This is a genomic window from Salinicola aestuarinus, assembly GCF_003206645.1.
GTDB classification, from domain to species: Bacteria; Pseudomonadota; Gammaproteobacteria; order Pseudomonadales; family Halomonadaceae; genus Salinicola; species Salinicola aestuarinus.
Genome location: NZ_PZJP01000008.1, coordinates 154,484 through 168,711 on the forward strand (window position 1 = coordinate 154,484; position 14,228 = coordinate 168,711).

The window sequence follows — 14,228 nt, forward strand, 5'->3', positions numbered from 1 at the left end:
GTATGGATATTTCGGATTTCTACGACACATTTTTCGAAGAGGCGGACGAGCTTCTCGCCGACATGGAGCGTCTCCTGCTGGATCTCGACGTCGATGATCCGGATAGCGAAGAGCTTAACGCCATCTTTCGTGCTGCCCACTCGATCAAGGGTGGTGCCGGTACCTTCGGCTTCACGGTACTGCAGGAGACGACACATCGTCTCGAGAACCTGCTCGACCACACTCGCCGGGGTGAGCTCACGCTAAGGCGTGATATCGTCGACACCTTCTTGGAAACAAAAGACATGCTTCACGACCAGTTGGACGCTTATCGCAACGGTGATGAGCCGGATGCGGCAGCGTTCGAGCGTATCTGCCGAGTCCTTCAGCAGATGGCATTGGACGAACTTGGCCAACAGGAAGGTGCGGCAACGGCGCCCCCGCCTCAACCGGCAGCGCCTGCAGCCGAAGAGCCGGCAGTCGCGGCGAGCTCGCAGGAAGCGTCTAGTGAAGCGGGCGAGTCAGACAGTGCGGTGCGTCTAGTCATCACGCTTCTCGGCGTTGATGAGCAAGACCGTCATCTGCTGATTGAAGAGCTCGGTCATTTCGGTGAGATCGGCGAGCATGCCGGAGACACCGAACGTTATCGCATCGAGCTGAAAAGCGCTGAGTCGCAGACAGATATCGAAGCCGTGCTCTGCTTCATCATCGAGGCTGAGCAGCTCGTCATCGAGTCCGTAAACGACGCGCCCGCTGCGGCTGAGTCGACGCCGGCCGACTCGGCCCAGGCGGCGTCCAGCTCCGAGACGGCGAAGGCTTCCGCAGCAGGTAGCGAAGGCCAGGCTGAGAGCCAGACAGTGGCATCAGCGGCGGCGCCAGCCACTCAGGAAAAAGCGGCGGCACCGGCCAAAGAGGCAAAAGCCAAGCCGGCGAAGAACGCTAAAGGCAGTGAGTCCAGCACGATTCGCGTGCCGGTCGACAAGGTCGATCAGATCATCAATCTCGTGGGCGAGCTCATCATCACGCAATCGATGCTTGAGCAGACCGCCAACGACATGGATATCGTCTCCCACGGTCCTCTCGTCAACGGCATGAACCTGCTGCAGCGCAATGCGCGCGACCTGCAGGAGTCGGTGATGTCCATCCGCATGATGCCGATGGACTATGTGTTCAGTCGCTTTCCGCGCCTGGTGCGCGACCTTGCCGACAAGCTCGGAAAAGACGTCGAGCTGGTGACCGAGGGCAAGTCGACCGAACTCGACAAGAGTCTGATCGAACGCATCATGGATCCGCTGACGCATCTGGTGCGCAACAGCCTGGACCACGGCCTGGAATCTCCGGAGAAGCGTCAGGCTGCCGGAAAACCGACCACCGGCCGTCTGACCCTCTCGGCTCAGCATCAGGGTGGCAACATTCTGATCGAGGTGATCGACGATGGTGCCGGTCTGAATCGGGAGCGAATTCTCGCCAAGGCGCGCTCGAACGGTCTGACGGTCAGCGACAGCATGAGCGATGACGACGTCTGGCAGATGATCTTCGCCCCCGGGTTCTCGACGGCGGACCAGGTCAGCGATGTCTCCGGGCGTGGCGTCGGCATGGATGTGGTCAAGCGAAACATTCAGGAGATGGGCGGGCACGTCGAGATTCTCAGCCGCACCGGTCAGGGAACCACGACACGCATCGTACTGCCGTTGACGCTGGCCATACTCGACGGGATGTCGATCCGTTGCGGGAAAGAGACGTTCCTGCTGCCGCTCAACGCCGTGCTCGAATCGCTCCAGCCGGTGGCTGACGACATCTACTCCATGGCCGGCAACGATCAGCTGCTCAAGGTGCGTGATGAATATCTGCCCATCATCACGCTGCATCAGGCGCTCGACGTGCAGGGTGCCAAGACACAGGTCACTGAAGCGATCGCAGTGATCGTGCAAGGAGAGGGGCGCCGATACGCGCTAATGGTCGATGATCTCGTCGGGCAACAGCAGGTCGTCGTCAAGAACCTCGAAACCAACTACCGCAAGGTGCCGGGGATTTCCGCCGCCACCATTCTTGGCGACGGTAGCGTCGCGCTGATTCTCGATATCGCTGACTTGCATCGGCTCGACCGCCGCAAGGCCCAGCAGCGCCAGGAAAACCAACGCCAACTTTCACCGGAGGTATCGCCAGCATGACAACCCAAGCCAGCGCAGCCGCCAGCGTCACTGATGCGGCCAGCAGCGAGTATCTGGTCTTTTCGCTAGGCGAAGAGGAGTACGCAGTCGACATTCTCAAGGTCCAGGAAATTCGGGGCTATGAAAATGTCACTCGCATTGCCAATGTTCCTGCGTTCATCAAGGGGGTCACCAACCTGCGTGGCGTGATCGTACCGATCATCGACCTGCGCCTGAAGTTCAACCTCGAGAACGTCGAGTACGGTGGTCAGACGGTGGTGATTGTCGTCAATGTCGCCGATCGTATCGTGGGCATTGTTGTCGACGGTGTCTCAGACGTCATGAGTCTGACGCAGGAGCAGATCAAACCGGCGCCTGAGTTCGGCGTTACTCTCTCCTCCGACTATCTCAACGGTATCGGTAGCCTCGATGATCGCATGCTGGTGCTGGTCGACATCGAAAAGCTGCTGACCCACGAAGAGATGCAGCTCGTCGAGCATACGGCCGCTTCGGCCTGACCTTGAGCGGCCGTTTCAACGCGGCCGCCTCAGCAAGTCGTTAGATGAAAACGCCGCGGCCTTTGCCGCGGCGTTTTTCTTTGTCGGGGGGCGACGACGGGGCGAGCTTGTCGCGCCAGCTAACCACGCTACGGGCGACTCCGTGGCGCACGCCGTGATCAGCCAGGCCAACGCCTGCCGCTCTCAGCCTTGGCTTCTCTAACTTTTCTTTAGCTATTTAGTCGTACGGCTCTCTTGTGTTTCCCCTTTCGGCCGATAGATCCATGGACAGGGAGTCAAGTTGAGTCCCTGGTATCGCGGTGCCGGCTGGCGACACCGCTCACTCGAGTCGGAATCTCTCACATGCTCTCATTTCGAAATTGGACCATGCGTCGCAAGCTCTGGACCACACTCGTTCTGATGTGGATTGGTCTCATTTTGGTCGCAAGTTGGTCTCTTTATTCAATGCGGGACAATCTGCTCGAGCAGAAGCGGCAGAGTCTCGAGTATTTCATCGGCAGCGCCAAGCAACTCGTCGAGAGCTATATCACGCGTGCAGAGTCCGGTGAGATGACTGTCGAGCAGGCCAAGGCGCAGGCGCTCACTGATATCACCAATCTGAATTTCGGCAGCGACGGTTACATCTTCGTCTTCGATTCGGCGCTGAACATCGTTGGGCATCCTCGGCGCGATGCCGGGACGTCGATGCGCGACTACCAGGACCCTGAGGGCACCTACCTTTATCGCGACATGTTGGCCGTCGCGAACGAGCGGGGTGAGGGCACGGTGCGCTACGTGTCGACGCGCAGTGAAGGCTCGGAAATGTTCGAGAAAATGAGCTATGTCACTCGTGTTCCGCAGTGGGACTGGCAGCTGGCGACTGGGGTCTACATCGATGACATCGATGCGATGCTGCTCAGTGGAATGCTGACCTATCTTGCCCTGATCGGTGTGATTGGCGGCGTGCTGTCGCTGGTCGTTGCCTTTGTGATTCGTGACGTTCTCAAGCGTGTCGGTGGCGATCCAGGTCAGGCACGAGTGGATGTCCAGCGCATTGCCGAGGGCGATTTCTCGAAGCCCCTGATACTTAACCATCGTGACGATGCCAGCCTGTTGTTTGCGATCGAGAGCATGCGAGGGCGTCTTGCCTCGACCCTGGCTGACGTTCGCGCAAGCGCGGAGTGGGTCAACGTCGGAGCCGACCAGATCTCCACCGGTAATCAGGACCTCGCGGTTCGCACCGACCAGCAGTCAGCGGCTATCGTCGAGACGGCCTCTAGCATGGAGCAGTTGACTCAGACGGTGCGTCACAATGCCGACAACGCTGAGGCTGCCACCCAAGCTGCTAATCAGACGCGTGACCGCGCTCACCACGGCGGCGAGATGATGCACGAAGTCGAGTCGACGATGACCCAGATCCAGCAGAGTTCGAGGGAGATGGGGGAGATCGTCGACATGATCGATAACATCGCCTTTCAGACCAATATTCTGGCGCTTAACGCGTCCGTCGAGGCCGCCCGAGCCGGGGCTGCCGGACGCGGCTTCGCGGTCGTCGCAGAAGAGGTCCGGCACCTCGCCAGCCGCAGCGCCGACGCCTCACGTGAGATTCGCACGCTCATCACCCGTTCGAGTGAGCAAGTGGAAGGCGGCGCGACACTGGTGGGGAGAGTGGGACGTGCGATGTCGGAAATCGTCGAATCTGTTGCCGGCGTCAGCTCCCTGATGGATGAGATCGCGAATGCGTCGCGCGAACAGCGCAGCGGTATTGAGCAGGTCAATCAGGCGATTGCGCAGTTGGATGAGGTCACCGGCCAAAACGCGGCATTGGTGCAGCAGACAGCCAATGCCTCGCAGTCTCTTGTCACTCAGTCGAAGCGGCTGGAACAGGCGCTGGATATCTATCGAATCGACAGTAATGAAGTGGTTAAGCGCGGTGGTTACCAGGCTTGGCAGCCGGAAGCCAAGCAGCGCCAGCTTCAGGAAAGCTGAAAGTCCTTGGGGGATGCCTGAAGGCGCATGGAGGAGTGGGCGAAGTGGCGTGGCGAGGGGCGGTGAACGGTGAAGCTACCGTCAGGCGCGTCCGCTACGGCTCAAGTCTAAAGCACCTTAGCCGATAATTTGTTGAGAAATGGCCTCGCCTGGCGAATGAAAAACGCCAGCAGGCCTGACAAGACTAGGGATACCACCACTAGGAACCGCCATGCGTAACAATCAGCCGGTGAACGACCAAGAGTACAGTCTGAAAGAGGATGACTATCTGATCTCTCGGACGGATCTCGAAGGCTATATCACCTATGCCAACCCCCAGTTCATCGAGACCAGTGGGTTCAGCCGTGAAGAGCTTATCGGTTCACCGCACAACCTGGTACGTCATCCGGATATGCCAAGGGCGGCGTTTCAGAACCTATGGTCGACGCTGAAGGCGGGAGATAGCTGGACCGGGATCATTAAGAACCGGCGCAAGGATGGCAGTTACTACTGGGTGCAATCGACCGTCACGCCGATCCTCGATAATGGCGAGATTGCTGGCTTCACCTCCGTCCGAGTCAAGCCATCGGTGGCGGAGAGAAAGCTCGCCGAAGCGTGGTACCCGAAGATGCAGGCCGGTCGTCGCGCAGGGGCGAGATTGGAGCGGGGTAGGCTCGTCCGTAGGGGGCCGCTCGCAGCGGCGAAGCGACTGAGCTTTCGTACGCTCAAAGGACGGCTCGTCAGCATGGTCGCATTGGCGCTGGTCATCCTGGCCGCCAGCGGCGCCGTGTCATTGCATATCCTGCACAAGGATGGGGAGTTGCTGGAACGCTTGACCGTCGGTGGCATCGAGGATATCGCGCGGTTGCAACAGATCGATCAGCTGACGTCTCGCGGGCGCTCGTTGCTCGAAAAGCCGGTGGGTAACCCGATGGCCGCGGATCTGGAACCTATCAACGCGGCGATCGATGAGCTTCTGGAGAAGCTACAGTCGACCTGGGCGGCGTACTACGACGGTCGGCCCGGTAACCAGCGTCCGGCCGCCAATACACTGGACGAAGAACTTGAGCGCTACCGCGTCGATGGTGTTGGCGCGGCGATGCAGGCCCTCAATGAGGGCGATTTCTACGCCTCGTACGTGGCCTACAACGAGGTGCTGCTGGCTGGCGCCGATGCACTCAGTGCCGCCCTCAACGAGGTCGTGAACCAAGAGCAAACGGCCAGTTTGGCGCTAACGGCCGAGGCCGAGCAGTCTCAGACCCATGCCACTTACATTCTGGCGGTGCTGCTTGGGGTGGGTGCGCTGGCGCTGCTGTTACTGGGGTGGGCGACGATTCGGGCAACGCTCAAACCGGTTCGTGAGGCGCTGGATTTCACGCAGCAGATTGCCTCCGGCAACTTGGGCGCGACGCTCAAGCAAGGGGGGAACGATGAAGTCGGGCGCCTGACCCAGGCCCTGAATCGCATGCGCCAGAGCCTCGGTAACATTGTTGGCGACGTGAATGCCAACGTGAACGTGGTCAAGCCCGCGACACGAGATATCGCCAGCGGTAACGAGGACCTCTCCTCGCGCACCGAGCAGCAGGCGGCATCGCTGGCCGAGACTGCCAGCAGCATGGAACAGATGACAGCGACGGTTAAGCAGAACGCCGACAATGCCCGTCAGGCAAGCCGGCTAGCTGACGGTGCCACGGAGACCGTTCGGCGTAGCGGCGATGCGATGGGGCAGGTTGTCGATACCATGACGCGAATTACGGATAGCTCGCGCAAGGTGGCTGACATCATCGGAGTCATCGATTCGATCGCTTTTCAAACCAATATTCTGGCGCTTAACGCCTCGGTCGAGGCAGCCCGCGCCGGGGAGCAGGGTCGAGGGTTCGCCGTCGTCGCTGGAGAGGTGCGCAATCTGGCCAGCCGAAGCTCCGACGCGGCCAAGGAAATTCGCGATCTGATCGATAGCTCGACGCAGGAAGTCGGCCACGGGGCCGATCTGGTACGTCATGCTGAGGGATCGATCGAAGAAGTGGTCAACGCAGTGACTCGCGTGAACGACATCATCAATGAGATATCCGCTGCCTCCGAGGAACAGACCAGTGGTATCGAGCAGATTGGTCAGGCGATCTCTCAGATGGACGAAGTGACACAGCAGAACGCCGAACGCGTCCAGACCACGGCATCGTCGGCAGCCGAACTTCGCGCGAGTGTTGATCACCTGTCGAGCTCTATTGCTGTCTTCCGCCTTCCCGGCGCAGGGCCCGAACGTATTACCCGTCAGACCAGTACGCCCAAACAATCCGCCTCGGATCAATCCGCGCCACCGCGCAGCCTCTCGCCAGCGGCGGCACCCGAAGCTATGCCAACCTCCCGCCGAGTCCTCAGCGGCGATAACCAAGAGTGGGAATCATTTTGAACGACACCGGCGTAGTGCCCGCGAACACTCATAGCGGTTTTAACCAGTCAGGTACCCCTTTCGCTCGGGATATCGAGTTCACCACGCAGGACTTCGAACGCATCCGGGAGCTGATCTATCGGCGCGCCGGGATCGTGATGGCCGATAACAAGCGCGAGATGGTCTACAGTCGGTTAGCGAAGCGGCTGCGCCTGTATGAGATGACGCGCTTCAGCGACTATCTCGCCAGCCTGAATGCCAATCCCAGCTCCGACGAGTGGGAAGCATTCACCAATGCGCTGACGACCAACCTCACGGCATTTTTCCGGGAAGCGCACCATTTTCCCATGCTGGCCGAGGAGATCCGTCGTCGAGGGACCAGTATCAAGATTTGGTGTGCCGGCGCGTCAACGGGTGAGGAGCCCTATTCGCTGGCGATGACCGTGCAGGAGACACTGGGTGCCGCCGCCGCCGCGTCGGTCAAAATCCTGGCAACGGATATCGATACCGAGGCGTTGGCGACGGCTCGCCAGGGTGTCTACTCACTCGAAAGTGTCGAGAAGCTCGATGAGGCTCGGTGTCGACGATTTTTCCAGCGGGGTAGCGGTTCGCGTCAGGGTAAGGCGCGGGTCCGCCCGGAGTTGGCGGCCATGATCGATTTTCGGAACCTCAATCTGGTAACGAATTCCTGGTCAATCAACGGCCCCTTCGATGTCATTTTCTGTCGCAACGTGATGATCTACTTCGACAAAACCACCCAAAGTGACATTCTTGGTCGTTTCGCCGGGCAACTCAAACCCGATGGCTTGCTGTTTGCCGGGCACTCGGAGAACTTCTCGTTTCTCAATCAGGTCTTTCGCTTGAAAGGCCAAACCGTTTACACGCTGGCGTCGTCGTCACCGACGGCTCGTGCTGTATCGGATTCCGCGCGTGGAGGCCCGACAAAGTGATCTCGACCTCAGCTGGTGCCACCCAGTCTTCCGGTAAGCCGAAGATCAAAGTGCTATGCGTCGACGACTCGGCCTTGATCCGCGATCTGATGACCAAGATCATTAACGCCCAGCCGGACCTCACCGTGGTGGCGACCGCGCCTGATCCTCTCGTGGCGCGGGATTTGATCAAGCAACATAATCCGGACGTGCTCACTCTCGATGTCGAGATGCCGCGGATGGATGGCCTCGACTTTCTCGAGCGCCTGATGCGACTTCGGCCGATGCCGGTGCTCATGGTATCTTCGCTGACACAGCGCGGCTCGGAAATTACGCTGCGGGCGCTTGAACTCGGCGCGGTCGATTTCGTTGCCAAACCCGAAGTCGGCATTCGCGACGGTATGTTGGAATACGCGAATACCATCGCCGACAAGATTCGCGCCGCCGCCCAGTCTCGGCCGAAGCGACAGGGGGGCGGAAGTCCCGAGAACCGCGTGCCGGAAGAGCGATTGAAAGCCCCGATCCTCTCGAGTGAGAAGATCATCATCATTGGGGCGTCGACCGGCGGCACGGAAGCGATTCGCCAGGTGCTGGAGCCGTTACCGTCCAACAGTCCGGCGATCCTGATCACCCAGCATATGCCAAGCGGCTTCACGCACTCCTTCGCGGAAAGGCTCGACCGTCTCTGCCGTATGCGCGTCAAGGAGGCCGAGCACAACGAGCGCGTGTTGCCGGGTCACGTCTACATTGCGCCCGGGGACTGGCACATGCGCTTGCAGCGCTCCGGCGCCAACTACGTTATTGCGCTCGATGCCAGCGCGCCGGTCAATCGCCATCGACCGTCGGTGGACGTGCTGTTCAGCTCCGCGGCGAGTTGCGCCGGGCGTAACGCACTGGGCGTGATTCTCACTGGTATGGGCAAGGACGGTGCCGCGGGGCTTGTGGAAATGCGCAAAGCCGGCGCCCATACGGTGGCCCAGGACGAAGCCACCTGTGTCGTTTTCGGCATGCCCAAGGAGGCGATTGCCCTCGGCGGCGCCGAGAGCGTCGTGCCGCTGACAGAGATCGCTGGTCACCTGGTCCAGCAAATGCATTCATCGGGTCGCGCCCAGCGTGTTTAAAGCTGCCCGTCGCGCTGCCGATAAACAGGGCAACGCCCAAATCTCGAAGGATGAAAGACCCCATGGCTGACAAGAACATGCGCATTCTGGTGGTAGACGACTTTCCGACGATGCGTCGGATCGTGCGAAGTCTGCTTAAGGAGCTTGGCTTCGAGAACGTCGAGGAAGCTGAGGACGGTCAGGAGGCACTGACCAAACTGCGCGCCGGTGGTTTCGAGTTCGTGGTATCTGACTGGAACATGCCCAACCTCGACGGGCTCGAGATGCTCAAGATCATTCGTCAGGAAGACGGACTCTCTTCTCTCCCGGTATTGATGGTCACGGCCGAGGCGAAAAAAGAGAACATCATCGCCGCCGCGCAAGCGGGTGCGAACGGCTACGTGGTCAAACCATTCACGGCCGCTACCCTCGAAGAGAAACTCAACAAGATTTTCGAGAAACTGGGTAAATAAAGCCTGCGGAGGCTAGATCATGAGCGTTGCCAACACTCAAGCCAGTGCCCCGGAGGCTCCAGCCTCCGACGATCTCATTCGTCGGATTGGCAACCTGACCCGGATGCTGCGAGAGAACATGCGCGAGCTCGGGCTCGACAAGGAAGTCGAGAAAGCCGCCCAGGCGATTCCCGATGCCCGTGATCGACTGAGTTACGTCGCCTCGATGACCGAGAAGGCCGCCGAGCGCTCGCTCAATGCCATCGATCGTGCACAGCCGATCCAGAATGCGCTCGAGAGCGAAGCCAAGGCACTCGATCAGCGTTGGGATGAGTGGTTTGCCGAGCCCAAGGCGCTCGACGAGGCCAAGGCACTTGTCAGCGATACCCGTCAGTACCTGCAGACAGTGCCCGAGCAGACGGGAGCCACCAGCACGCAGTTGCTGGAGATCATGATGGCTCAGGATTTCCAGGATCTGACGGGGCAGGTCATCAAGCGCATGATGGACGTGATCCGCGAGATCGAACAGCAGCTGCTGCAAGTGCTGATCGATAACGCGCCCGAGCCGAGCGAGCGGCGTGAGAGCCCCAAGGACGCCGATGGCAAGTCATCGCTACTCAATGGCCCCCAGATCAATCCTCAGGCCGCGGACGTCGTGAGCAACCAGGATCAGGTCGACGATCTGCTCGACAGTCTCGGGTTCTGAACCTGGCCTCCCCGCAGCGCCTCCTAGCCGCCGGCTAGACAATAGCGACACCGGCGGTCGTCCCTAGCGGCTGTCTCGTTCGAGACGGCCAAGATGGATTTATCCTCCCCCGCGAAGGGTTTCAACGCGTCCTTGAAAGGGCGCATTGCCGTCGCGCTTTGAATAACCCTCTCTAAATCCTGTTGTTCGTGCCTTTGACGTCGGTGACGTCTGCGCAGAATGTCGGCCAAGCGAGATGCCGCATTACGCGCCGGAGACGATGCTTGGCCGAGCAGAACGATAGCGATCAGGAAAAGACCGAACCCGCGACACCTCGGCGCCTGGAAAAGGCGCGTGAAGAGGGTCAGATCGCGCGCTCTCGCGAGCTTGCCACTTTTCTGCTGCTGGTCAGCGGTGTCTTTGGACTCTGGCTTACCGGCAGCACGCTCTACGGCGAGTTGGGTGGCGTGATGGAGCAGGCCTTTCTGTTCGATCGTAGTATGGCCTTCGATAGCTCGCGCATGCTCAGTCACGTCTGGACGCTTGGCGAAAAAGCGCTGTTTGCGCTGATCCCGCTATTCGCGTTGTTTGCCGTTGCCGCCATGCTCGGTCCGCTTTTGCTTGGCGGTTGGCTGATGTCAGCCAAGTCGATGAAGCCTCAGATTGGTAAGCTCAATCCCTTCAAGGGGCTCAAGCGAATGTTTTCGTCCCAGGCACTGGCGGAGCTGGGCAAGGCGATCGCGAAGTCGGTTCTCGTCGGGGGCGTCGGCGTCATTTATCTGATGTCCAAGCGCGACACGCTCATCAGCCTGATGGAGATGTCACTGTCTCAGGCGCTGGCGACAGCGATGCGTATCACAGCCATCGGCTGTGCGCTGATTGCGATGTCCATGATCTTCGTCGTGATGATCGATGTGCCTTATCAGCTCTGGAGCCATGCCAAGAAGTTGCGCATGAGCAAGGAAGATATCCGTCAGGAGCACAAGGAGAGCGAGGGCGACCCGCACGTCAAAGGGCGCATTCGCTCGCAGCAGCAGGCCATGGCACGTCGGCGCATGATGAGCAAAGTGCCTGAAGCGGACGTCATTGTGACCAACCCGACCCACTATGCCGTTGCGCTCTGCTACGACCAGACGTCCGTAGCGGCGCCCCGCGTGGTGGCAAAAGGCGCCGACGAAGTTGCCGCGCGTATTCGCGAAATCGGTGATGAAAACAATATTCCGCGGCTGGAAGCGCCGCCGCTGGCGCGAGCGCTTCACCGTCATGTCGACCTCGACCATGAAATCCCCGCGGCGCTCTATACGGCTGTCGCCGAAGTGCTGGCGTGGGCATTCCGTCTCAAAGAGGTCGAGAACGAAGGAGGCGACGTGCCGCCGACCCCGCAAGATCTCCCCGTGCCAACCGAGCTTGACGAAGCCGGTGGCGATATCGACTCCAAGGAAAGTGAATGAACGCACTCACTCAGTGGTTCGGGCGCCAGAGCTGGGCCAGTGACACGCAGATGAAGGTGCTGGCGGGACCGGTGCTGATCCTCATGATCCTCACCATGATGATCCTGCCGCTGCCGCCGTTTGCGCTGGACATGTTCTTCACCTTCAACATTGCCCTGTCGATCATGGTGCTGCTGGTGAGCATGTTCACCCAGAAACCGCTCGATTTTGCGGCTTTCCCCGCCGTGCTGCTGTTCTCGACCCTCCTACGCCTGTCGCTCAACGTCGCCTCTACCCGCGTCGTGCTGATGGAAGGGCACGAGGGGGGCGACGCGGCCGGTAAGGTGATCGAAGCGTTCGGGGCGTTTCTGATCGGCGGCAATTTTGCGGTAGGCCTGGTGGTCTTTTTGATCCTGGTCGTCATCAACTTCATGGTCATTACCAAGGGCGCCGGGCGTATCGCCGAAGTGGGCGCGCGATTCATGCTCGACTCGATGCCCGGCAAACAGATGGCGATCGACGCCGATCTCAACGCCGGCCTCATTGGTGAGGACCAGGCGCGCATTCGGCGTCTGGAGCTCAACCAGGAGTCCGAGTTCTACGGCTCCATGGACGGCGCGAGCAAGTTCGTCCGCGGCGACGCCATGGCGGGACTGTTGATCATGGTCATCAACCTGATCGGCGGCTTGATGATCGGGATCATTCAGCACGGTATGCCATTTGGTGACGCCGCGCGCACTTATACCTTGCTGACCATCGGCGACGGTCTGGTCGCGCAGATCCCGGGCCTGGTGATTTCAACGGCCGCCGGCGTCACCGTTTCACGCGTCAACACTGACCAGGACGTGGGCCAGCAGCTTCTCAGTCAGCTTTTCAACAATGCTCGTGTCATGTATCTCGCCGCAGGGGTCATGGCACTGCTCGGCATGATCCCCGGCATGCCCAACTTCGTCTTTCTGCTGTTTGCCTCCGCACTCGGCGGGCTCGGCTGGTGGCTGTCCAGGCGTCAGCAGGAACAGGCGGTTCAGAGCGTCGAGGAGCAAGCGCCCACGGCGGTTCAGGAGACCCCGGAGGCGAGTTGGGACGACGTTCAGCTCGTCGATACGCTCGGGCTCGAGGTCGGTCACCGGCTCATTCCGCTGGTGGATCAGCGTCAACAGGGAGAGCTTCTCGGGCGAATCAAGAGTGTGCGCAAGAAGTTTGCCCAGGACATTGGCTTCCTGCCGGCGGTGGTGCATATCCGCGACAACTTGGAGCTCAGCCCCAACGTTTACGTGATCACGCTCAAGGGCGTGGAGGTCGGGCGCGCCGAGGCCTATCCGGGCAAATGGCTGGCGATCGATCCTGGCCAGGTGTCGGGGGCGGTCGATGGCACACCGACACAGGATCCTGCATTCGGCCTGAATGCCTGGTGGATAGAGACGGCTCAGCGCGAACGCGCTCAGATCTATGGCTACACCGTAGTGGACGCGAGTACGGTGATCGCCACCCATCTCAACCATCTGCTGCATGAAAACGCCGGCGACATGCTGGGTCGGGCGGAAGTTCAGCAGCTGCTTGACAAGGTGAGTGAGAAGCAGAAATCCCTCGTCGAGGACGTCGTGCCCAAATTGCTCTCGCTGACCGCGCTTCAACGTATCCTGCAGAACCTGCTGGAAGAGGATGTGCCGATTCGCGATATGCAGACGGTGCTTGATGTGCTGGCGGAGTACGCGCCACAGCAGAATGACCCGAGCGAGTTGACCGCCATCGTGCGGGTGGCGCTGGGCAGGGCGATCACGCAGCAGTGGTTCCCGGGGCGTGAGCCGATGCATGTGATCGGGCTCGAACCCCGACTGGAGCAGGTGCTGAGCCAGGCGCTCAACAACGGCGGTGCGATGGAGCCGGGACTGGCCGAAACCCTGATGCAGCAGTCCGCCTCGGCGGTTGAGCGTCAGCAGAGTCGCGACGAGCCCACGGTACTCGTAGTGCAGCACGCGCTGCGTCCGCTGCTGGCACGCTTCCTTCGCCGCCAGCTCAAATCGCTCGTCGTGCTGTCGCAGGCCGAGATACCGGATGATCGGCAGTTGCGGGTAACGACCTCCATCGGCGGCCTCTCTTGAGGCAATCCGGCAGGAGAGTCTCCGCCTGGCTGTCGGGTGCCGTTGGCCTGACACTCGGCCTTTCGCTCCTTGCCGGTTTGCCCGCCTACGCCGCTGGCGGTAGTTGGGTCGCAACGCTGCCTCATCAGAGCGTCCCGGCGAGCGACGCGCCACTGCGTGACCGACCGCTCGAAAAGTCTGGTCAGATCGGCGATGGCAAGATCACGCGCGTGCACTGGTCATTTGCCGTCGAAGGCGCCGACGTGCCACTCAGAGCCTGGCTCTGCCAGGGAAGTCTTTGCGTGCCGCTACCGGCTAGCAGCGGATCGACGACACGCTTTCAAGGGCACTCGGTGGCTGACGAACTGCGGTTTCGATTCTGGTATCCGTCGACGCACGGGGCCACGGGACGTGTCAGCATCACCCGTGGGCAAGTGATCGTCGACTATGACGCCTGACACGTCGGCTCTGGCCGACAAAATGCCGAAATGCGGGTCTGCAGGGCGAGAGTTTGACCGCTTGCTACGACCGGAGCTGCGCATAATGGGTGACATGGCAGTGGTCCGCT

At 60.4% G+C, this 14,228-nt stretch carries 11 protein-coding genes; all 11 read left to right on the forward strand.

Translation table 11 applies throughout. The features are described 5' to 3' along the window. Nucleotides 1–2 precede the first annotated feature (2 nt). Nucleotides 3–2,150 carry a chemotaxis protein CheA gene (gene cheA / locus DOM41_RS12670; protein WP_110687227.1) on the forward strand — a complete coding sequence of 716 codons (2,148 nt, stop codon included), beginning with the start codon at nucleotides 3–5 and terminating at the stop codon, nucleotides 2,148–2,150. Beyond that, nucleotides 2,147–2,647 carry a chemotaxis protein CheW gene (locus DOM41_RS12675; protein ID WP_110687228.1) on the forward strand — a complete coding sequence of 167 codons (501 nt, stop codon included), beginning with the start codon at nucleotides 2,147–2,149 and terminating at the stop codon, nucleotides 2,645–2,647. The genes cheA and DOM41_RS12675 overlap by 4 nt, the downstream gene beginning before the upstream one ends. Before the next feature lie 342 nt (nucleotides 2,648–2,989). Continuing rightward, nucleotides 2,990–4,615 carry a methyl-accepting chemotaxis protein gene (locus DOM41_RS12680; protein ID WP_110687229.1) on the forward strand — a complete coding sequence of 542 codons (1,626 nt, stop codon included), beginning with the start codon at nucleotides 2,990–2,992 and terminating at the stop codon, nucleotides 4,613–4,615. Nucleotides 4,616–4,826: 211 nt separating this feature from the next. Next, nucleotides 4,827–7,004, forward strand: coding sequence for a methyl-accepting chemotaxis protein (locus DOM41_RS12685; RefSeq protein ID WP_110687230.1), 2,178 nt, complete (start codon nucleotides 4,827–4,829; stop codon nucleotides 7,002–7,004). Between the two features lie 14 nt (nucleotides 7,005–7,018). Then, the gene (locus DOM41_RS12690; RefSeq protein WP_245391835.1) at nucleotides 7,019–7,933 is read left to right on the forward strand and encodes a CheR family methyltransferase; all 915 of its coding nucleotides are present in this window, start codon (nucleotides 7,019–7,021) and stop codon (nucleotides 7,931–7,933) included. Next, nucleotides 7,933–9,033: a protein-glutamate methylesterase/protein-glutamine glutaminase gene (locus tag DOM41_RS12695; protein WP_110687627.1), complete on the forward strand. Its 1,101-nt coding sequence runs from the start codon at nucleotides 7,933–7,935 to the stop codon at nucleotides 9,031–9,033. Before DOM41_RS12690 ends, DOM41_RS12695 begins: the two co-directional genes overlap by 1 nt. Before the next feature lie 62 nt (nucleotides 9,034–9,095). Then, nucleotides 9,096–9,485, forward strand: coding sequence for a chemotaxis response regulator CheY (cheY, locus tag DOM41_RS12700; protein ID WP_110687231.1), 390 nt, complete (start codon nucleotides 9,096–9,098; stop codon nucleotides 9,483–9,485). Nucleotides 9,486–9,504: 19 nt separating this feature from the next. Continuing rightward, nucleotides 9,505–10,170, forward strand: a complete 666-nt coding sequence (gene cheZ / locus DOM41_RS12705; RefSeq protein WP_110687232.1) for a protein phosphatase CheZ — start codon at nucleotides 9,505–9,507, stop codon at nucleotides 10,168–10,170. Between the two features lie 263 nt (nucleotides 10,171–10,433). Continuing rightward, nucleotides 10,434–11,600, forward strand: a complete 1,167-nt coding sequence (gene flhB, locus DOM41_RS12710) for a flagellar biosynthesis protein FlhB (RefSeq protein ID WP_110687233.1) — start codon at nucleotides 10,434–10,436, stop codon at nucleotides 11,598–11,600. Further along, entirely contained in the window at nucleotides 11,597–13,681 is a 2,085-nt protein-coding gene (gene flhA / locus DOM41_RS12715; RefSeq protein WP_110687234.1) for a flagellar biosynthesis protein FlhA, read from the forward strand. Before flhB ends, flhA begins: the two co-directional genes overlap by 4 nt. Then, on the forward strand, nucleotides 13,678–14,118 hold the full coding sequence (locus tag DOM41_RS12720) for a flagellar protein FlhE (protein ID WP_110687235.1): 441 nt from the start codon (nucleotides 13,678–13,680) through the stop codon (nucleotides 14,116–14,118). Before flhA ends, DOM41_RS12720 begins: the two co-directional genes overlap by 4 nt. Nucleotides 14,119–14,228: the final 110 nt, after the last annotated feature.

Coding starts and splice junctions, on each gene's coding strand:
- cheA (WP_110687227.1), top strand. CDS start 3: ATGGATATTTCGGATTTCTACGACACATTTTTCGAAGAGGCGGACGAG.
- DOM41_RS12675 (WP_110687228.1), top strand. CDS start 2,147: ATGACAACCCAAGCCAGCGCAGCCGCCAGCGTCACTGATGCGGCCAGC.
- DOM41_RS12680 (WP_110687229.1), top strand. CDS start 2,990: ATGCTCTCATTTCGAAATTGGACCATGCGTCGCAAGCTCTGGACCACA.
- DOM41_RS12685 (WP_110687230.1), top strand. CDS start 4,827: ATGCGTAACAATCAGCCGGTGAACGACCAAGAGTACAGTCTGAAAGAG.
- cheY (WP_110687231.1), top strand. CDS start 9,096: ATGGCTGACAAGAACATGCGCATTCTGGTGGTAGACGACTTTCCGACG.
- cheZ (WP_110687232.1), top strand. CDS start 9,505: ATGAGCGTTGCCAACACTCAAGCCAGTGCCCCGGAGGCTCCAGCCTCC.
- flhA (WP_110687234.1), top strand. CDS start 11,597: ATGAACGCACTCACTCAGTGGTTCGGGCGCCAGAGCTGGGCCAGTGAC.